This window comes from Atopomonas sediminilitoris (assembly GCF_022601735.1).
GTDB lineage: Bacteria > Pseudomonadota > Gammaproteobacteria > Pseudomonadales > Pseudomonadaceae > Atopomonas > Atopomonas sediminilitoris.
Genome location: NZ_JAKUMM010000003.1, coordinates 78,052 through 97,266, shown reverse-complemented (window position 1 = coordinate 97,266; position 19,215 = coordinate 78,052). Strand labels below are relative to the sequence as shown.

The 19,215-nt window shown below is 60.2% G+C and carries 22 protein-coding genes; 21 read left to right on the top strand and 1 reads right to left on the bottom strand.

From position 1 onward, the window contains the following. The first annotated feature begins 6 nt into the window (after positions 1-6). The 14 genes from MKI83_RS05110 to MKI83_RS05045 all read left to right on the top strand — a co-directional run bounded on the left by MKI83_RS05110 (position 7) and on the right by MKI83_RS05045 (position 9,988). Positions 7-333: a phage holin family protein gene (locus tag MKI83_RS05110; RefSeq protein ID WP_241583812.1), complete on the top strand. Its 327-nt coding sequence runs from the start codon at positions 7-9 to the stop codon at positions 331-333. After that, positions 326-1,066, top strand: a complete 741-nt coding sequence (locus MKI83_RS05105; protein ID WP_241583811.1) for a hypothetical protein — start codon at positions 326-328, stop codon at positions 1,064-1,066. Before MKI83_RS05110 ends, MKI83_RS05105 begins: the two co-directional genes overlap by 8 nt. Before the next feature lie 104 nt (positions 1,067-1,170). After that, positions 1,171-1,698, top strand: a complete 528-nt coding sequence (locus MKI83_RS05100) for a terminase small subunit (RefSeq protein WP_241583810.1) — start codon at positions 1,171-1,173, stop codon at positions 1,696-1,698. Further along, positions 1,625-3,631: a phage terminase large subunit family protein gene (locus MKI83_RS05095; RefSeq protein ID WP_370867351.1), complete on the top strand. Its 2,007-nt coding sequence runs from the start codon at positions 1,625-1,627 to the stop codon at positions 3,629-3,631. Before MKI83_RS05100 ends, MKI83_RS05095 begins: the two co-directional genes overlap by 74 nt. An 8-nt stretch (positions 3,632-3,639) precedes the next feature. Then, positions 3,640-3,855 carry a hypothetical protein gene (locus tag MKI83_RS05090; protein WP_241583809.1) on the top strand — a complete coding sequence of 72 codons (216 nt, stop codon included), beginning with the start codon at positions 3,640-3,642 and terminating at the stop codon, positions 3,853-3,855. 2 nt (positions 3,856-3,857) lie between these two features. Next, positions 3,858-5,483: a phage portal protein gene (locus tag MKI83_RS05085; protein ID WP_241583808.1), complete on the top strand. Its 1,626-nt coding sequence runs from the start codon at positions 3,858-3,860 to the stop codon at positions 5,481-5,483. Positions 5,484-5,486: 3 nt separating this feature from the next. After that, the gene (locus MKI83_RS05080; RefSeq protein ID WP_241583806.1) at positions 5,487-6,698 is read left to right on the top strand and encodes a S49 family peptidase; all 1,212 of its coding nucleotides are present in this window, start codon (positions 5,487-5,489) and stop codon (positions 6,696-6,698) included. Positions 6,699-6,710: 12 nt separating this feature from the next. Continuing rightward, a complete protein-coding gene (locus MKI83_RS05075; protein ID WP_241583805.1) occupies positions 6,711-7,061 on the top strand; it encodes a head decoration protein in 351 nt (116 codons plus the stop codon). A 12-nt stretch (positions 7,062-7,073) separates the two neighbouring features. Continuing rightward, on the top strand, positions 7,074-8,105 hold the full coding sequence (locus tag MKI83_RS05070; protein ID WP_241583803.1) for a major capsid protein: 1,032 nt from the start codon (positions 7,074-7,076) through the stop codon (positions 8,103-8,105). 1 nt (position 8,106) lies between these two features. Continuing rightward, positions 8,107-8,298 carry a hypothetical protein gene (locus MKI83_RS05065; protein ID WP_241583801.1) on the top strand — a complete coding sequence of 64 codons (192 nt, stop codon included), beginning with the start codon at positions 8,107-8,109 and terminating at the stop codon, positions 8,296-8,298. After that, positions 8,298-8,618: a hypothetical protein gene (locus tag MKI83_RS05060; RefSeq protein ID WP_241583799.1), complete on the top strand. Its 321-nt coding sequence runs from the start codon at positions 8,298-8,300 to the stop codon at positions 8,616-8,618. Before MKI83_RS05065 ends, MKI83_RS05060 begins: the two co-directional genes overlap by 1 nt. Then, positions 8,615-9,079 carry a hypothetical protein gene (locus MKI83_RS05055; protein ID WP_241583797.1) on the top strand — a complete coding sequence of 155 codons (465 nt, stop codon included), beginning with the start codon at positions 8,615-8,617 and terminating at the stop codon, positions 9,077-9,079. The genes MKI83_RS05060 and MKI83_RS05055 overlap by 4 nt, the downstream gene beginning before the upstream one ends. Before the next feature lie 2 nt (positions 9,080-9,081). Next, the gene (locus MKI83_RS05050) at positions 9,082-9,258 is read left to right on the top strand and encodes a DUF7210 family protein (protein ID WP_241583796.1); all 177 of its coding nucleotides are present in this window, start codon (positions 9,082-9,084) and stop codon (positions 9,256-9,258) included. Beyond that, positions 9,251-9,988, top strand: coding sequence for a phage tail tube protein (locus MKI83_RS05045; RefSeq protein ID WP_241583795.1), 738 nt, complete (start codon positions 9,251-9,253; stop codon positions 9,986-9,988). Before MKI83_RS05050 ends, MKI83_RS05045 begins: the two co-directional genes overlap by 8 nt. 19 nt (positions 9,989-10,007) lie before the next feature. Here the strand turns inward: MKI83_RS05045 and MKI83_RS05040 are convergent, their stop codons facing one another. Further along, on the bottom strand, positions 10,008-10,709 hold the full coding sequence (locus MKI83_RS05040; RefSeq protein ID WP_241583794.1) for a BRCT domain-containing protein: 702 nt from the start codon (positions 10,707-10,709) through the stop codon (positions 10,008-10,010). 144 nt (positions 10,710-10,853) lie between these two features. Between MKI83_RS05040 and MKI83_RS05035 the strand changes: the two genes are divergently transcribed. The 7 genes from MKI83_RS05035 to MKI83_RS05005 all read left to right on the top strand — a co-directional run bounded on the left by MKI83_RS05035 (position 10,854) and on the right by MKI83_RS05005 (position 19,210). Next, the gene (locus tag MKI83_RS05035) at positions 10,854-11,147 is read left to right on the top strand and encodes a phage tail assembly protein (protein WP_241583793.1); all 294 of its coding nucleotides are present in this window, start codon (positions 10,854-10,856) and stop codon (positions 11,145-11,147) included. 101 nt (positions 11,148-11,248) lie between these two features. Then, positions 11,249-13,792, top strand: a complete 2,544-nt coding sequence (locus MKI83_RS05030; RefSeq protein ID WP_241583792.1) for a tape measure protein — start codon at positions 11,249-11,251, stop codon at positions 13,790-13,792. Beyond that, entirely contained in the window at positions 13,789-14,292 is a 504-nt protein-coding gene (locus MKI83_RS05025) for a hypothetical protein (protein WP_241583791.1), read from the top strand. Before MKI83_RS05030 ends, MKI83_RS05025 begins: the two co-directional genes overlap by 4 nt. Next, positions 14,289-15,968 carry a hypothetical protein gene (locus tag MKI83_RS05020; RefSeq protein ID WP_241583790.1) on the top strand — a complete coding sequence of 560 codons (1,680 nt, stop codon included), beginning with the start codon at positions 14,289-14,291 and terminating at the stop codon, positions 15,966-15,968. The genes MKI83_RS05025 and MKI83_RS05020 overlap by 4 nt, the downstream gene beginning before the upstream one ends. Beyond that, the gene (locus tag MKI83_RS05015) at positions 15,965-16,291 is read left to right on the top strand and encodes a hypothetical protein (RefSeq protein ID WP_241583789.1); all 327 of its coding nucleotides are present in this window, start codon (positions 15,965-15,967) and stop codon (positions 16,289-16,291) included. Before MKI83_RS05020 ends, MKI83_RS05015 begins: the two co-directional genes overlap by 4 nt. Further along, on the top strand, positions 16,269-17,675 hold the full coding sequence (locus tag MKI83_RS05010) for a hypothetical protein (protein ID WP_241583787.1): 1,407 nt from the start codon (positions 16,269-16,271) through the stop codon (positions 17,673-17,675). The genes MKI83_RS05015 and MKI83_RS05010 overlap by 23 nt, the downstream gene beginning before the upstream one ends. Before the next feature lie 14 nt (positions 17,676-17,689). After that, positions 17,690-19,210: a hypothetical protein gene (locus tag MKI83_RS05005; RefSeq protein ID WP_241583785.1), complete on the top strand. Its 1,521-nt coding sequence runs from the start codon at positions 17,690-17,692 to the stop codon at positions 19,208-19,210. The last annotated feature ends 5 nt before the right edge of the window (positions 19,211-19,215 follow it).

Below are 19,215 nucleotides of genomic sequence, written 5' to 3'. Positions count from 1 at the left end.
TTTGCCATGCCGGTTGAAGATAAGGCGCTGACTGATCTGCCAATGTGGGTGCTGCTGTTGGTGGCTATCGCAGGGCTGGTCGGCGAGATGCGTCAGGCTGATCTGGCTGGTGTGACGATGGGGGGGATTATCAAACGTGTAGCGCTGCGTTTTGGCAGCAGTGCGTTGTTTGGCATGGCGACGATGATGCTGGCCTTGGCTGTGTGGGGTAACACTTTGGTGGCCGGGGCGTTGGGTATTGTGGTGGGTCTGTTGGGGGCTGATGTGGCCGGCGCGTTGTATGAGCGCTGGTTGGCGAAGCGGGCCGGTGTTTGTGAGGTTGGCCGTGATTGATATTCGCGTGGCAGGCCTGAAGCAAAAGCCCGCGGTGCTGGATGTGTTGAGTGGTGAGCGTATCGATCAAGCGGTGGCCAACGCACTGAACTACACGGCCTATGATCTGCGCGAGCGTTTGAGGAATGAGATGCGTGCGGTGTTTGATCGGCCCACGCTGTATACGCTCAATAGCTTGCGGGTAGAGAAGGCTACTCCCCAGAGTTTATCCGCAAGGATATTGATACCTGGCGAGGCTAGCGATACGAAGCAGGCACCAACGCGATGGCTTGCACCGCAGGTGTACGCTGGGGATCGTACAGACAAACGAAGCGAGTACCATCTCCGGCAGCGGTCCATTTTGCCACCCGGAAAATTTATGGTGCCAGGGAAAGGCGTAAAGCTTGACCGGCACGGAAACCTACCAAAAGGTACTTTGACTCAAATACTGTCGGGCATCCGGGCTTATTCCGATTTAGGTTATGAAGCAAATGCGAGCCGAAGTAAGCGCAGCCAAGCCAAGGGCAATGCTCGGCGCTTCTTCGTTCTGCGCGAGGGCGGCCAAGCAATCGGCGTTGCTGAGCGGGTGCGATGGGGTAAAGGCAGCCGCAACGATATCCGTATGGTGCTGGCTTTCGTGAAGAAGCCCAGCTATGCGCAGCGGCTCGACTTCTTCGATATCGCCCAAGCCTTCGTCGAGCAAGCGCTGCCGGAAAGGTTAGAGCGCGCGATCGCCCGTGCACTGGCTGTCTAACAACGGGTCCTCCCTAGGCCCCCTGGGCTACACGGGTAATTCGAGCCTTGTTTTGTTTCTAGCTGTGATGCGGCTAGGGATGTCCGTCTTTATAGGTGTGTTGCATGGGCAAGCTGGTTTCTAAGGCTGAGCTGTCTGAATGGGTAGGCCGTGATGAACGCACCCTCAGTCGCTGGCAGAACAGCGGCATGCCGGTGCAAGCCGTTGGCTTGGGACGTGGCAACGAAAACCAGTACGACAGCGAAGCGGTGCTCAACTGGCTGATCGAGCAAGCCGCGCTGAACGGCAAAAAAGAAAGCGTGCGTGATCGGCTTGACCGTATCAAAGGCGACCGCGAAGAACTGGCTCTGGCTCGCGACCTACAAGAGGTTGTGATTGCCGAGGATCTGCTTGAGCGCTTTGAAGCGGCGATAACGGCGGCCAAGGTAGAGCTGCTTAACACCTACCCGCAAAACCTAGCGATTGAGTTATCGGCCCGCTATGGCGTGGATGTGGATGACCAGCTGATCCGCGAACCCATCGAGAAAATTCTGAGTGAGCTAGCCCACTATGACCCGGATGACGAAACCCCGTCAGACGGGGATTACCAGCAGCCCGATGATGCTGCACAAGCTGAAGACGACTGCGACTGAAGGCATTCGCCGCGTCATGCGCAAGTGGGCGCCGCCGCCGCGCCTGAGCATTATCGAATGGGCTGAGCGTTACCGCTGGCTGGCCCCGGAAGAAGCGGCGCGTCCTGGCAAGTACCGCTTCGACGTCACCCCGCATCTGATATGGCCGGGTGGCCCGCTTGAAGCCTTGGATGATCCCGCCGTACAAGAGGTCGTCGGTCAGAAGTCGGCTCAAGTGGCGTGGACGTCGGGGGTGATGGGCAACGCCCTCGGTAAGTGGATCGATCTCGACCCGTCGCCCATTCTGGTGCTGTTCCCCAAGGCCGAAGCCGCCAAGCAATACGTGGCCGAAAAGTTTGAACCCATGGTGGAAGCCACCCCACGGCTGAGAAAAAAGATCGACCTGCGCAGCCGCAAATTGCAGCAGCGACAAGACTTCAAAAAGTTTCCCGGTGGCTTTTTGAAACTGGTTGGCTCCAACAGCCCCGCCAGTGTGAAATCCACCCCGGTACCGCGCGTGGCGGTGGAAGAACCAGACGACTGTAACCTCAACCTGCGTGGGCAAGGCGATAGCATCAAGCTGGCCAAAGAGCGCCTCAAAACCTTTCGTCACGCCAAGATCATCATTGGCGGCACCCCGACCATCAAAGGGCTGTCGGCAATCGAGGCGGAGCTTGAGTTATCGGACAAGCGCATTGGCCTCGTGCCGTGCCACGACTGCGGGCAAGAGCACGCCCTCAGTTTCGACAACCTGCATTGCGACCAAGACCCGCGTTACCAGCATAAGGTTTACGGCAACCACCGGCCCGAGACAGCCTATTACGCCTGCCCGCACTGCGGGGCAATTTGGGATGACAACCAAAAAAACGCCAACCTAAAACATGGCCGCTGGCAAGCCACCGCCGAGTTTCGTGGCATCGCCGGTTATATCCTCAATGAGCTGTACGCCACCTTTTGGGGCTCGCGCTTTCAGGTGCTGATCGAGAAGCGCCTGCAGGCCGAGTACCAGGCTGAGCAGGGCAACCTTGGGCCGATGATTGCCTATGTGAACAGCTCCAAAGGCGAAAGTTACGAATACCTAAGCGACGCGCCCAAAACCGCCGAATTAGAAGCGCGCGCCGAAGCCTACGGTGAAATGACCGCCCCCAAGGGGGCGCTGCTGATCACCGCGGGCATCGACGTGCAGCACGACCGCCTAGCGGTGGTCATTGTGGGTTGGGGGCGTGGCGAAGAATCGTGGCGCCTCTACTGGGGCGAATTACCCGGCCACCCGCTGGACAAGACAGACCCCGTTTGGCAGGCGCTGGACGCGTTGCTGGCCACGCCGATAGCCAGTCAACACGGCGGCCAGTTGGCCATCTCAGCCGCCAGCATCGATTGCTCCGACGGCACCTCCAGCGATGCCGTGTACAGCTACGTGCGCGACCGCCAGCGGTTTGGCGTGATGGCCGTAAAAGGCGCCTCCATCGATAGCCGCGACAAAGAGATCTACGCCAAACCGCCGCAATCGATCGATGCCAATCAAAGCAACACCAAGGCGGCTCGATACGGCCTGCGAGTACACATTGCCGGTACCCACAAAGCCAAAACCCTGATTGACGCGCGCCTGCGTTTAAAGGGCTGCGGAGCAGGGCGCATGCACTGGTACGCCGAGATTCGTGGTGATTACTACGAACAACTGACCAACGAAGTACTGGCCCCACACCCGCGCAACCCCAGCAAGATGATTTGGCAGAAGAAAGCCGGCCGCCATAACGAAGCGCTGGATTGCGAGGTATACGCCTTGCACGCCGCGCGCAGCTTGAAAACGCACCTGCTGCGCGATCCCGAATGGGATCACCTTGAGCAACAGCTCATGCAGCCCACCTTGTTTAACACCGAACTGCCGGTGGCCACGCAACCTCGCCGCGCGCAAAAGCGTGGTCGTGGCGTGCGCAGTCACGCAGGCCACTGAGAGCCAACATGACAGACGCCGAACAACGTCTCGCCGAAGTGCGGGCGGGGATCAAGGCCATCCTCGAAAAAGGCCAGCGAGTACGCAAAGGCGACCGCGAAATGCAGCGCGCCGAACTGGCCAGCCTGCGCGTGCTGGAGGCCGAGATCAGCAAAGAAGTGGGGCGTGAACAAGCCGCACAAGCCGGCCGTGGGCGTAACCGTGTGATCTACCCGAGGCTGTAAACATGGGCTTATTCCAAAAAACAGCCGAGCAACGGTTGCTGCAAGAAGCGCTCAAAATCGCCAAAGCCACCGCGCAACCCAACGGCACCAAAGCGCAGGGCGGCGGTGGCGGAGTAGAAACCCGTTGGCGCGGAGCCTCGCGCTTGCTGCGCAGCATGGTCAGCTGGGTGCCCGGTCTGGGTAGCCCGCAGCGCGACCTCAACACCAGCGAACGCAACATGCTGGTGGCGCGCTCGCGCGATGCCATGCGCAACCACTTGTTGGCCCGTGCCGCTATTGGCCGGCTACGCACCAATGTGGTTGGTACTGGTCTGGTGTGTCGCAGCCAAGTCGACGCCGATGCGTTGGGCGTTAGCGCCCAACAGGCCGAGCAATTAAATGGCGCGCTTGACCGGATTTGGTCGCTCTACGCTGACAACCCGCGTGAGTGTGATGCCGAAGCCTCACTCAACCACTATCAGCTACAAGCCTTGGTGTTGGTGTCGGCCATGGTCGGCGGTGATGTGTTCATCGCCACCCCTGACCAGGAGCGCCCCGGCTGCTTGTTCAGCACGCGGCTGCAGCTGATTGAAACCGATCGCGTCAGTAACCCCAACGGTGGGCTTGATACGGCTAACTTGGTGGACGGGATTGAGTTCGACGCCTTGGGCGCGCCAGTGCGCTACCACGTCAGCACCGACTACCCCGGCGAGTTCCGTCGTGGCCACACGCTGCGCTGGGAGCCACTGCCCGTGTTTGGCCGCGAAACCGGCCGGCGCCGCATCATGCACGTGATGGCCGACAAAGAGCGCCCCGGGCAAAAGCGCGGCGCGCCGTACTTAGCCCCCGTGCTTGAGCCGCTGCAAAAGTTAGAGCGTTACAGCAGCGCCGAACTGATGGCCGCCGTGTTGTCCGCGTTCTTCACCGTGTTCATCGAGAAAACCGACGCCTTTGACGACGGCAAGATGACCTTGGCCGCGCTCGGGCAAGGCGAGTCGTCGCGCAGCACCGATGACGCCGCCGGCGACGACAGCATCCAGCTGGGCGAGGGCGCCATCATCGACCTCGGCAAAGGCGAAAAAGCCGCGGTGGCCAACCCCGCGCGGCCTAATGCGCAGTTCGACCCGTTCTTTATGGCGGTGGTTAAAGAGATCGGTGCCGCGCTGGAGCTGCCGTTGGAAGAACTGCTGCTGCACTACAACAGCAGCTACTCCGCCGCTCGTGCCGCCATGCTGCAAGCGTGGCGTTATTACAGCCTGCGCCGCTGGTGGTTGACCTGTGATTTTTGTCAGCCCAGCCGCGAGCTGATTATCGATGAGGCCGTGGCACGGGGGCTGATAGATCTACCCGGCTACGCCGACCCGGCCAAACGCCGCGCTTACTGCCAAGCCCTGTGGATTGGCCCCGCACGCGGTGCCATTGATGAACTCAAAGAGGCCAAGGCCGCGCGTGAACGCATCGACATTGGCGTCAGCAACGAAACCCTAGAAACCGCTGCCATGACCGGCGAGCCATGGCAGCAGGTGTATCGCCAGCGCGTGCGCGAAGTGCAACAGCGGCGTGCCGATGGCTTGCAGCGCACGGACACACCGCCGGCTGTGCCCGCCAGCGCTAACAATCCCGACAGCCCCGACAGCGAACAGGAGTAACCCATGCCCCGTGCCTTTGACTTGGCCGCTAGCCGGCCATGGCTGATGCTGCCCGATGCACTGGCAACATTGATGAGCATTGCCGATCGGCAGGGCGACCCCGCCGCGTTGGAAGCGCATCTCGGCCGCCCGCTGGATAACGCCCGCAGCGTCACCCTGCGCGATGGCGTAGCGGTGATCCCGATCACCGGCCCCATCATGCGTTACGCCAATGTGTTCACCCGCATCAGCGGTGCGACCAGCACCCAAGAATTAGCCACCGATCTGCAAGCCGCCCTGGATAACCCGCAAGTGCGGGCCATCGTGCTCAATGTTGATAGCCCCGGCGGCGAGGCCACCGGCATTAATGAGCTCAGCGACATGATCTATGCCGCACGCAGCCAAAAGCCCATCAAGGCTTACGGCGGCGGCACGGTGGCCAGTGCCGCTTATTGGCTGGCCAGCGCCGCCGATGAGCTGGTGATTGATGACACCGCCTTAGTCGGCAGCATCGGCGTGGTCACGGAGGTGCTAGTGCGCGACGCCCGCGAAGGCGAGCAGCGCTACACCATCACCAGCAGCAACGCCCCCAACAAGCGGCCCGACCTTACAACCGAAGCGGGCCGCGCTGTGATCGGTAAAACCATCGACGCCCTCAGCGACGTGTTCGTGGCCAAGGTCGCGCGCAACTTGGCCGTCGATCCACAAGATGTCCCCGCACAGGGCGACCACGGTGGTTTGCGCGTTGGCGCCGCCGCTGTTGAGGCGGGGCTTGCGCACCGGCTCGGATCGCTGGAAACCCTGATCGCAGAACTGGCCAAACCGGCCGCAACCATGAGGAAACTCAGCATGACCACGGTGAGCACCACGGCGGAACTGCAGGCGGCATTGGCTGCCGGCACTGACCCGCAAACCATCCACATTGCCGCGCCGACGATCGATACCGACAGCCTCAAAGCCGAGGCTATCAGTGTCGAGCGTGAACGCATCAAAGGCATTCACGCGCTGGCCGCCAAAGGCTTTGAGAGCGAGATCGCCGCCGCCATCGACAACGGCAACAGCATCGAGGCCACCGCCCTGACGCTGTTCAAAGCTGCGCAAGATCGCGGCATCAGCTTGGCCGGCATCAAGGCCGACGCCACCGGCACCAACCCAGCCACCCCCTCGCACGACGAGCAGGCGGCAGAACATCAACAGGCTGTCAGCGCGATTGTCGCTGGTGCCCGCCGCCGCTAACAGGAGCCCGTCATGAGCAATCCAACCCGTACAACGTACACACCGGCCACCTTGCTGGCCGGTGATTTCCCCGTGGTCAAAGACGGCGTCACCATCGCCGCTGGGCAAATCCTCACTGCCGGTGCGGTGCTGGGCAAAGTCACCGCTTCTGGCGAGTACAAACTGTCGGCCAGCGCCGCCGGTGATGGCTCGCAAACCCCGGAGGTGATTCTCGATGAAGCAGTCGATACCACCAGCAGCGCCAAACCCGCCCCCGTGATGCTCACCGGCGAAGTGTTTGGTAGCGCCTTAATCCTCGGCGCTGGCCACACCTTGGCCACCGTCAAAACAGCCTTGCGACCTCTGTCGCTGTTCGTTCGCTAAAGGAGCATTCCCATGCCAGATATTTTTGATACGCGCACTATGCTCGCAGCGGTCGAGCAGATGCCCACCGCCCGCCGTTTTTTGCTGCAGACCTTCTTCAATGGCGGCACTCCACGCACCTTTGCCAGCAAGTCGGTGGATATCGACATCATCAAAGGCAAGCGCAAGATGGCGCCCTTTGTGCACCCGCGCCTACCGGGCAGCGTCACGCTGCGTGAAGGCATGCGCACCGACACCTATGTGCCGCCGTATGTGCAGCCCAAGATGGAAACCAACGCCGAGATGATTCTCAAGCGTGCCGCCGGGGATAACCCCTATGCCGTGCGCACCCCGCTGGAGCGGGCCGGCTTGCAGCTGGGTAAAGACCTCGCTGATCTGGACAGCCAAATCACTCGCCGCGAAGAGTGGATGTGCGCGCAAGCGCTGACCACCGGCCAAGTGCGCGTGGTGGGTGAGGGCGTGGATGACACCATCGACTTTCTGATGGCCGCTGATCATAAGATCACCCTCACCACTAACCAGTGGCATACCGCCGATGGCGACCCGATCGGTAACCTACGGGCATGGAAGCGCAAGATTGCCAAAGACTCAGGCCGCACCGCCAACACCGCGGCGCTCAGTGGCGAGGCGCTGGATGCCTTTCAAAGCAACGAGCGGGTGATGAAGCAGCTCAACACCCGGCGCGTGGATCTGGGCTTGATCAAGCCCGAAACGCTGCCCGAGGGTGTCACCTACTTGGGTTACCTCAATGACCCCGGCGTGGACCTGTACGGCTACGACGAATGGTATGTCGACGATGCCGATACCGAGCAACCGATGATCCCCGCAGGCGGGCTAATCTTGGGCGCCACCACCACGCAAAACGCCATGTTGTACGGCGCTATTCAAGACTTAGAGGCGATCGAAAGTGGGTTGGTTGAAGCCGCGCGCTTCCCCAAGTCGTGGGTCACCCCAGAACCCAGCGCACGCTGGCTCAAGGTCATGGCCGCACCGCTGGCCGGCTTGCTGGAACCCGACGCCTTTGTGTACGCCAAGGTGGTGTGACATGGCCAAGAAAACCTATCGCGTCATTGACGGCGCCCTGCAGGAGGGGCGCCTCACTTACGTCAAAGGGCAGGAGTACTCTCCGCCCAACAAAGACATCGAGGACGAACTGCTCGCCGCCGGCAAAATTGCCCCGCTGGGCAACCGTGCCGCCGCGCAAGACAGCCAGCCACCCGCGCAGGACGACGACTGATGGCCAGCTTTGCTGAGGCGTTAGCAGATCTTGATCTGGCCATCGAGCACAGCCTCAGCGACCAGCTCGGCAGCTTTCAGCCTCGGCAAGGCGCTGTGGTACCGAGCTTGCGTTTGCAGGTGGACGTTAACTTGCAATTCGAGGGGGCTGATGGCGTGTTTCAAACACAGGCCGTGGGCATCACGCTGCGCAAAGCCAGTGTCGGTACCGTGCGCCGAGGTGACCTGTTCACCTTGGCCAACGGTCAACAACTGCAGGTCGATCAGTCGGTCAGTGATGACGGTTATTGGCTCACGCTGGCCTGCATGGAGGCTCCATGAACCCCATCACTGCTGTGCGCGAAGCGCTGTTAGCGCGACTGCGCACGATCAACCAAAGCGCGGGCTACTTCACTAACGCAGGCGGCGTGGTGAGCACGGGTTGGTTTGAGGAGGTGGTTGCTGCCAGCGATAAACCGTCGACGCCCTTCATTGTGCTGCAACCGCACGCCAGCGAAGAGTCACCCAGCGCCGCTGCCGACACCCTGCGGGTGCCGTTGGCGTTTCGGGTGATTGGTGCTGTGCAAACGCCGGTGGCCGATTACCAGAACGCGCTGGATGAGCTGACTTGCGATCTGGTGCGCTGTTTGTTTCCAGCGCACGGCTCCCGCAGTCAATGGGCTGCTGCTGATATGGGCCGGCTCAGTGTGGGCAGCCCACAGCAATTCCCGCCCGGCGACGGGCTTAGCTACAGCACGGTCGCCATTTCGCTCACCACCAGCGCATTGCTGCACGAGGTTTAACCATGTCCAAGCAAAAAGCACCGCTGCAAAGCGGTGAGGTGTCGTGCGCGCTTAAAAAGCCGCACACCCACGCCGGCCAGCACTACCAAGCCGGTCAAACCATCATTGTCACCCTTGCCGAGGCAGCTTGGTTAGCCGCCAACGGCATCACCGAACAACAGGAGCAACACCATGGCTGATCAACGCGGCGCTTGGGTGGGTTCCGGCAAGATTTATCTGGCCGATTTAGACACCCCCGAAAAGCTAGTCTTTATCAAAAACTGCTCCAAGCTGGAGTATCAAATTGAAGCGGAAGAAAACACGCAGGCGGATCACACCACCCCAGGTGGTGGTACCGATGCCAGCTATAGCCGCATCAAAGCGGTGAACATTAGCTACACCGCACACCACCTCAACAAGGCCAACCTTGCTCGTGCGTTGTACGGTAGCGCCACAGATGTTGCCGCAGGCACTGTCACGGCAGAAGCGCACACCGCTTACAAGGGCGCGCTGGTTAAGTTTGCTTATCCGCAGCCAAGCGCAGTCACGCTGACTGATAGCACGGGAGCCACCACCTACGTGGCGGATACCGACTACCAAGTCACTGCCGCTGGTGTGGTGATCTTGGAGGGTGGCGCGATCGCTGACGCCACGGCAGTCAAGGCGAACTACAGCTACCCGCCCCACGCCAATATTCAAGCCTTGATCAACAGCGGTAAGAATTACCGCATGGTGTTTGAGGGGCTGAACGAAGCGCGAAGCGGCAAGCCGCAGATCATTGAGATTTATAAGATCAGCCACAGCCCAGCCGGCCTTAGCGTGATCGGAGATGACTTTGCCAGCTTGGAGTTCACCGGCAAGGCCCTCAAAGACAGCACCAAAACCGGCGCCGGCGTTAGCCAGTACCTGTTTATTCAGGATGTGGATTAAGCCATTGCATTTGTGCTGCTCAATCGTGTGTGCTTTGGGATAGCACAGAGGCGGTAAGCTGATTCCAGTCGCTTTCGCGGAGAATTTTCAATTGGCCTCGCCGTGAACGGATGTTGATAGCGGCCTCAATCTTGCTGGATACAATACGGTTGTTGATGTGTGTGTTCGCCACGAAGAGGTAGTCCAAATCGTAGACTGCCTCGACGGGCACACCGCTCAGCTTCCGAACAGTATCCCAACAAGACCGCCGTGAGCCGGATACGAAGCTACCAGTAAACTGTACGAAGCGGCCTTGTAGAGCATCATGGTCGGTGAGGTTGTCGAAAAGCTCAGCGTAAATGTCCCCCAAGAATGGGTTTGGTTCCTCGAACAAATCTCGTAGCTCATCACCTAAATGGCCGTAGTCGTCATCAAGAAATCCCGCAGTGCAAAGACGCAGAAAAGCCTCTTCATTGTCCGGCGTCCAGTCCCCGCGCTGTAGGCGGAGGGTTGCATTCAGCAACGTGGTATTAGGTAGATAAGGGCGAAGCTCTACAAGGGCCGGTAGCTCAAGGGCCAATCGGTTAACACCTTCAGTAGTAATAAAGCCTTCACCGCACACAGCTTGCACGAGTTCATTTATGTGCTTTTGAGGGTGATCATGTGGGTCGTATTCGTCATTTTCTGGGCGGCTTTTTCGCAGCGCCCAAATTTCAGTCTTGTCCTGTTTCGGTGATGGCATTACGGGTCCCTCCTGCGTTTCAAGTACCTAAGCAGTCCTGTTATTGCGGTCAGACTTATGGGTAAGCAATGGAATAGAGTCAGTACACGTTTTATATCTTCTTTAAACCCGCTTCGGCGGGTTTTTGCGTTTCTGGAGTCCCTTATGAGTGATTTAGTCAGCGCCAAAGTCATTACCGTGGCTGAGCGCGAGGTAGTGGTGCGCGAGTTAAAAGTGGCCGATGTGCGCCAGATGCTGGCCTGCGTGAGTGACGATGCGGTGGATAGCTTGTTGTTTGAAGACCTGCGCCTAAGCGACTTTCCGCGCATGACCAGTCTCACCCTAGAAGACGTTGAGCAGCTGCGCCCCAGCCAGTTGCAGTACGTGTTGGGGGCCTGTCGGGAAATGAACCCTGATTTTTTCGAGATGCTCGGCAGAGCCAAGGCGGCGACGGTTTAGCTGCTTTGGAATCTGCCCTGTGCGCGGTGATTCAGCTGGGTCACCGCGATGCCTTGAATTATCCATGGCGCTTGTTTTTGCGAGCACTAAAGGCGTGACCCATGAAAGACGTTGAGTTTCAGGTTAAGGCCAACACCGACAGCGCCACCAAAAACGTGGCCGGCCTGCGGGAAGAGTACCGAGGGCTGATCAAAGACCTCAGCCAGCCCATCCGCAACATCGGCAGCTACCAAGCGCTGGAGCAGGGCCTGACGCAAACCGGCACGGCAGTGGTTAAGGTAAAGGCCGAGCTGCGCGATCTGCAGGGGGCCTTACTGCGGGTGGAGCAGCCGACCGCCGCCATGAAGGCGCGCTATAAGGAACTCAGTCAAGAACTCGCACGCCTGCAGCGCTTAGAGTCGCAGCAAGTGCGTGATCTGGGCCGCCTGCGTGGTGAGCTCACCGGTGCGGGTGTCGATACCCGCAACCTTGCTCGCGAACAAGCCCGCCTAAAAACCGAGCTAGAAGGCGTGGCCACGGCCGGCAGGCGTGATGAGGCGGTGCGCGGCATCAAACAGCGCAACGCCGAGCTGGCCAAAGCGGCGCAGCAGCAACGGGCTTTTGCGCTAGCGAGCGCCAAAGACAACTTAGGCGTGGGGCGCATGCGCGCTGCCAAGTTAGAAATAGCCGCCCTGCGTAAGCAGTATGAACTGCTGCGCACCACTGGTGGCTTAAGCAGCCAAGAGCTGTCCGTGGCAGCGGGCACGTTAAAGCAACGTATCGCTGAACTGCGCCGTGAAATGAAAGGCGCAGCGGCGGCTGGCGGCAACGGCGGCGGTTTTGGTGTGGCGGGGCTAGGTCGCGCCGGTGCGGTGGGCGCGGGTGTTGCGGCGCTGGGTGTTGGTGCAACGCAGGTCGCCGGCGGTGCCGATGCCGTGGGGCGGCTGGATGCGCGCTTGCGGCTGGCCACCAAAAGCCAAGAAGAATTCAACATCGCTCAGTCAGAGCTGGACCGCATCGCCGATGCTACCCAAGGCGATATCACGGCACTGGCTGAGCTGTACGGCAAGCTGAATCGCCCGCTGAATGACGTGGGCTTTGGCCAGCAAGAAACCCTAAACACCGTTGAGGCCGTTGCCTTATCGCTCAAGATTGGTGGCGCAAGCGCCGCAGAAGCCGATGGCGCGGTGCGCCAGTTCGCCCAAGGTATGGCCAGCGGCACCCTGCGCGGCGATGAGTTCAACTCGGTCATCGAGCAGTCAGACCGCCTTGCCGGTGCGTTGGCAGACTCGCTCGGGGTGACGGTAGGCGAGTTGCGGCAGATGGCCACCGACGGTCAGCTCACCAGCGAAAGCATTGTGCAGGCCCTGCAGCAGCAGCTGCCCAAGTTGCGTGAAGAGATGAGCGGCTTTGCGCCAGAGATTGGCGCTGGCTTCGACCGTATTTTTAGCGAGTTAAAGCTAAAAGCCGGCCGCGCCGCGCGCGATTCGGGCATCTCGGGCTTTGCAGGCTTTGTGCTGAATAATTGGGCGAAGAGCATCAACGGCGGCAGCGATCAGGTCACAGCGGGGTTTGATGCCACCCTGCGCAACTTGCAGACCAATGCCCGCAGCGTGCAGCAAGCCATGCTGGCCGACCAGCGAGCTTGGGTGGGGGAAATGAAAACCCTCAATAAAGACCTAGCCGAAAGCGCCAAAGCCGAGCTTAAAAACTTGGTCAAGGCGGAGCAGGATGCCCAGCGCGATCTGGACAACGCCAAGCAAGCGCAGCTCGATACCGAGAAGCGCTACAAAGATGCGCTGATCAAGCTCAAAGCCGGCCCGCAAGGTGAGGCCAGTTTCAGCCAAGCCACTGCGCTAAAAGCCGGTGCACGGCAGGCATTGCAAAACGGCGATATCGACACCGCCAAAGCAAAGGCCCAAGAGGCACTGAGCACCTTGCAAGCATTGGCCGAAGCAGGGCAGAGCACTTACGGGTTTACCGGCATCATTCAAGAGTTGGCCAGCATCGAAAAGGCTGCCGATAAGCAAAACGCCGACACCGCCGAACAAAAGAAAAACGACCTCAGCACGCAGATTGAGCAGATCAAGCAGCAGCTAGCGAGCATTGAAAAAGCCAAGATCAGCGTGCAGATGGATGACGACGCTGCTGCTGCGGCCATTGCCAGCGCCAAACAATTGGCCGCTGCCTTAGCCAAAGAGCTTGTGGTGCCGGTGCGGCCAACGGTGGCAGCGACCAACGCAGCGCCGACCAACAGCAGTGCAACAACGCCAGAGTTTTACAGCGGCGGCTACACCGGCCCCGGCAGCAAGTACCAGTTCGCAGGCTTTGTGCATGCCGATGAGCACGTACAGCCCAAAGAGGTGGTGCGCGAGCCGGGAGCGCTGAGCTTTTTAGAGCGCATTCGCCGTAACGGTTTCCGTAACACCCTGCGCGATGTGCTATCGGGCAAGGGCTATGCCATGGGCGGGCTAGTGACGCCCAACCGTATGAGCGTGGCCTTGCCGTCGTTGCCAGCGGCAACGCCGGCAGGCCCAACCGGCCAGCCGGTCATTCTCGACCTTGGCAGCCTCGGCCAGTACCAAGGCAGCATGCCTAGCGATTCGCTGGACGCGCTGCAAAAGCAGTTCCGCATTCAAGCCATTAAATCCGGGAGACCGCGATGACCCCGCTAATCATCAACGGCATCGAGCTGCCTATTCATACCGGCATCGATTCGCAGCGATATGAGACTGTGGGTGGCAGCACCACGCTCCGCATGCACTCAGGTCGGGCTATCAAGCAGACTCATTATCGCAAGTTGTCCATAAGCATCAGCGGTAGCGGCTGGATGCCGGCTGGCTTGGCGGGTCTGGATACCGGCGTGCCGGTGGATGTGTGGTGCTTTCAGCCGCGCTCGATTTTAACCACAGCCCTGACGGTGACCGTCACCACTGACGTGCGCCCCGATGTGGCGCCGTGGGTGTTGGCTTATGTGCGCGGCGAGTGGGTGCCAGTGGCCAGTGTTACGGCGGGCCGCGTGGTCACCATTACCCAGCGCCCAGACGCCACCCAATACGCCGTGTACTGGCTGCCGCGCCTGAGTGTGTTGCTCGATGACATTCCAGAAGACTTAGACGCCACCACAGGCACCTATACCTGGCAGATCACCGGGCAAGAAGTATGATCAACCAAGGCTTAATCAACGCGCAGAGCATCAACGCTACTGCGCCGCTGGGTGGCGCGGAGCTGATTTACGTGCCGAGCGGTTATAGCTGGGGCTTGAGCGTGTTGCTTGACGGGCAAGACGTAACGCATCGCATCACGGGTGAAGTGAGTGCTGACGCCGATGAAGGCTCTGCCCGCGTGTGCCAGATCTCGCTATTGCCCGAAGCCGGCCCTGTGAATGCGGCCAGCCTGCTGGGCAAGTCGCTGCTGATTTACCACCTGCAAGACGGTGCCGAGGCGCTGCCGTTTCGTGGCGCTGTGGCTGAGCCGGTATTCAACCGCCAAAGCGGCCTGATTCAGATCACCGGCAGCGACAACCTGCAGCAGCACTGCGAAGCGCAAGATATCGCCACGCTGGATAGCCGCATTGGTGGCTACTGGTCAGAAGACGTTTACGGCAAAATCGAATCGCACTGGGACTACGCCCAAGATCGCCTGCAAAGCGTGCCGGCCAGCCTAGAGCTAGACACTGCCGGCAATCTGCGCTTGGTGCCATGGGCCGCAACCGCCCCGCGCTGGCGGGTTGAGGACGTGCTCGATGGCAGCATGGGCGTGCGCCTTGCCAGCATGGGCGAGCTGATCAACAAGGTGGTGATTGACGCCGAGTATCGCTATTCGCGCCTGCGCCACCGTGAGTACACTATTCAGTGGGAGCACCCCGCAGGCTCGTTTTGCGTGTGGCGCCTAGACAGCACCGAGCTGCCCACCCTCAGCATGGTGGAGGATGTGCTCAGCAATGCCGGCTGGCGCTTCTTAAGCCTGCAAAAAACCGAACTGCCGCCCACGCACCCCAACCCATGCGCCGATGGCATACCGTGGATTAACAACTTCACCGCCGACCCGCTGCTGCTGAGTTTTACCGGCGTGGTGAGCAACCGAGCAGCTCAGCCGATTGCCGAGCAATACCAACTCACCGTCACCGCCGAAGGCAGTGTGAGCCAATACGGCGAGCTGCTACGGCGCGAGCGCTACAGCGGCGAAACCGAGTTTGAGGCGCGCACGTTTGAAGATGCCGATAACCAGGCACGCCCAACAGGCACCGTGCAAGATGCCCTTGGCGATTGGGTGAGCGATAAAGACAGCAGCGCACAGCGCACCGCCTTGGTGGAAACAGCACTGCATGCAGCGCGCACGGCCATCATCAAAAGCCATCGCCTGAGTGAGGTGAGCTTTTCGCTGCCAACCACCGCGCGCTCTTTCGATCTAACCGACTCCCTTGAGCTGGATGCGGCCGGCGTAAAAGTTACCAGCAAAATCCGGCGCCTCCAGTGGCGCTGGAACATTGATACCGGCGAAGCCACGACAATCGTGTCACTTGCCGTTAGCCAAGGCGCCACCGGCACGGCAGACGCGCTAACCCCGCCGGCCAAGCCAGAGCCAACCCCCGGCACGCCACCGGCGCCGTCGATCATCTTGCCAACCCAGCTGGGTGGCAAGGCTACAAGCCCCGTGTATGACGAAGCGCTGGATGGCTTCGCCGGCAACTACAGCAGCGTGGTAGCGAACGAGCATCCGCGCCGCTTTGCTGTGACAACGCCCGACTTTGCCGAAGCGCACCGCGATCAATTTGATGTGCCGGTGTCATCCGCTTATGCGGTGAGCGCCGCCAATGACCGGCTAGAGGTGACGGTATGACCGACCAGCGTTTTGTTGCCGACCTTAACAGCCTAGAAAGCCGCCGCCGTAGCAGTGGGCAGCTTGCCGAGTTAGCGCGCCGTGGCCAGCTTAAAGGCCAGCGCCGCGTGGCTGAGTACAAAGCGCCGGCCAGCGGTGGTGGGGGCATATCCAGCCCACTGACCGAAACAAGCGCCGCCGCGCGCACCCACTGGCCAGAGCAAACGCTCACCAGCAGCGACGGGCTGTTTACCTTCGCAATTAAGCCGGTGAAGAAAGTCACCCTGCGCGATGCCGACAACGCCGAAGTGGAAATGATCTATGCTCAGCCGCCCACTGCTTGACCCGCAAGGGCTACCGCTTGAAAAGGTGGCGATCTGGGGTGACCCGTTCCACGGCAAAATCCAACAAGCCAGCGACGGTAGCGTAAAGCTAGAACTGCCCAACGGCGCGCAAAAGCCTTACCCCTTGCCGACCATGCCGCACCTGACGCACCGCTTAAAAGTGCCCAACGTCGCGCCGATCAATCGCACGCCCGAAGAGCTGACAGCAGACCAAGTGCAGGGCATGGAATGGCGCGCCGAGGTTGTCTTATGTGGGCGCAATTTCCAGACGTACCAGAAAGAGCTTGGCGGCTGGATTTACTGCGCGCCTGATGGTTCTCGCTGGATAGTGCGCTTTAACCCGCGCCTACGCACCGCCAGCGCGAGCCGCTTTGGCGAGATGGGCGCACCGGCCGACGAGCGCAGCGTGACGATTGACTGGCCAGCGGACGAAGGGCAAAGCACGCCGGCCATATCGGGGCTGTATTACTTGGGCGCGCGCGATGTGCAGTCCGTCAGCAGTGACGGGCGGCAAGCCATCGTGATGCTGCACATTGTCGAAGGCTCCCCTATGTCAAGCGTGCGTGAGCTGCCGATTGGGTTCTTGCGCGCCACCGTCACCGGCGGCATAAGCCAGCCGTTTGTAATCACCCTCACCGTGGAAGTCACCCGCGCCGAGCAGCTTGGTAGCGTGGTGTTCGATAAAGGCATAGTCACCACACCGCAAATGCCCGACAAGGATGCAACAGGCTTTGGCGATGATAAAAACACGCTGACGGGGCGTGTGCTGGGGCTGTGGTTTGACCGCACAGACACGCTAGTACGGTGCACGCTCGACCTTGTCGATAAGCGGATGACCCATTTTGTAGACAATCTCGCTAATGAATCTTGGTATGAGGATAGCTACACCGCCACGCTACGAGTGCGCGGCGAGGCGGTGGCGTCAATTTACAAATCCCAGAGGCGTTCGTACATACAGCCAGCAAATGGTTATTCAACCCAGACCGTCACCGATAACCTCGACAACCTGTACTCGACGTCGAGCACTAGTCCGGGTGCAAGGGGGCGGAGTGAGGCCGAAGTACCCACGCAGACCCCGCTAAAACCTGAGCAAATGTTGCTCCAACCGTACAACTGGCTGACCTACTACCACGCCGGCAATAACGTGGTACTGCTGAGTTCGACCATTAGTGGTTGGGGCGATTGGGAGGGGGTCGCCTATGTCCGCAAAGGCGCGGCCACACCAGCGCAAAACCCTATCGCCTTAGCGCCTTCGGTCTATCAAGGGCAGCCACCAACCACGGCAAAAGAGCAGCTTTTTGGGCCGCAGCCACTTTATTACAGCTTCAACCCCGTCACCGATGAGCTGGCGGGGCCGTCCGCAACCCTTGTTGGCTGGGCCTAGTCCGAGGAAACCCCATGCAGAAATATCTAAACAACTGGCAGTCCGTGCTGACCGCCGGCATTAGTGCGGCTGACGTTTCGGTGCCGATCAACAGCGCCGACGCCGCCAAGCTAAGCCTAAGCGGCGCCGATTATTACGTGGCCACGCTAGAGCAGGGCGGCACGCTGGAGGTGGTCAAGATCACCGCCGTGTCGGGCGCAACTCTCACCATTGAGCGCGGCCAAGAAGGCACCACCGTCAGCGCATGGGCAACCGGCGCCGCATTAGAAATGCGCCTCACCGCCGCAGCGCTAAGCCGGCATGAACAAGCCAGCAGCACAGACTGGGGGCAGATCGGCGGCATGCTATCGAATCAGGCTGACCTGCAAAGTGCTCTCGCCGCAAGGCAGCCAACCGAGTCAGGCAAGGGGCTAAGCAGTAACGACTACACCGACAGCGAAAAAAACAAACTCGCAAGCGTGGCAACAGGGGCGACGGCTAACGCGGACACCGACAGCCTAAACGAAGGCGCGAGCAACCTTTATCACACGGCAGCGCGGGTGCGCGACACCGTGCTGGCCGGCCTAAGCACGGCCACCAATGCCGCAATCACTGCCGCTGACAGCGTGTTGACTGCGCTGGGCAAGCTACAGGCTCAGATAGCTGGTAAAGAGGCCACGCTAACCGCCGGTGCCAACATCATCATCGACCGCAGTAACCCTAATGCGCCGGTGATCAGTGCGGCGGCGAGTGGTGGTGGGGGCAGCGGCGAGGGCATTACAAAAGCCAATTTCTTACAAAAGTTTTTTGCCCATGAAATCGCCGTCACGCCCGAGGATGTAAACCGCTTCAAAGACGTGGGCATTGCGGTGTCGCAGGCGTCGTTCGGTAATTACACGCCCGCACGTACTTGTTCAACAGGGTATTCCGATGGTGGCTCTGTGGTGAGTTACAGCGCGGCGACGGCCACGGCTTACGGCTTCATCCCCGGCGCGAACGCGGCCAGTTTTGCCGCTGTGGCAGGGGGCTCTATTTTGGAAGGCAGCTACGCCGCCGAGAATGACTTTATTAAGTTCGCCCTAAGCAACGTGGCACAGGTTGAGTACGAGTACATCATTAAGTGCAACGCCAGCCCAGACACGAGCAACCCTTACTACGTAGCTATGGGGGGCGGTTTGACCGCTTCTAAAACAATTAAGCCCGGCGATAACGGCGGCGGCTTTGCCGTAACGCTGGCCGATAACGAGAACGCGGGACAGTTTCGGTTCGTCTACCGCAGCGAAGCAGGTGTGCCCACCTATGTGGATTTAACCGGCGGCATCACCGCCAACCAGAAAAAGAAAATACGCATCAGCCTAACCCGTGCCGGTACGTCAGGCCCGTGGACGGCCAATATCTACATTGACGACATACTGATGACCACCGTGGTCGATCTGGGCTTTATTTACAGCGCAACCTACATCGCGCCCGGCGCACGGTTTTTCCGCACGGCCGCCAACAGCAATACCGTGGTGTTCTACATAAAGTCAGCCCGCGCCGCCGTACTACTTAAATAACTCTC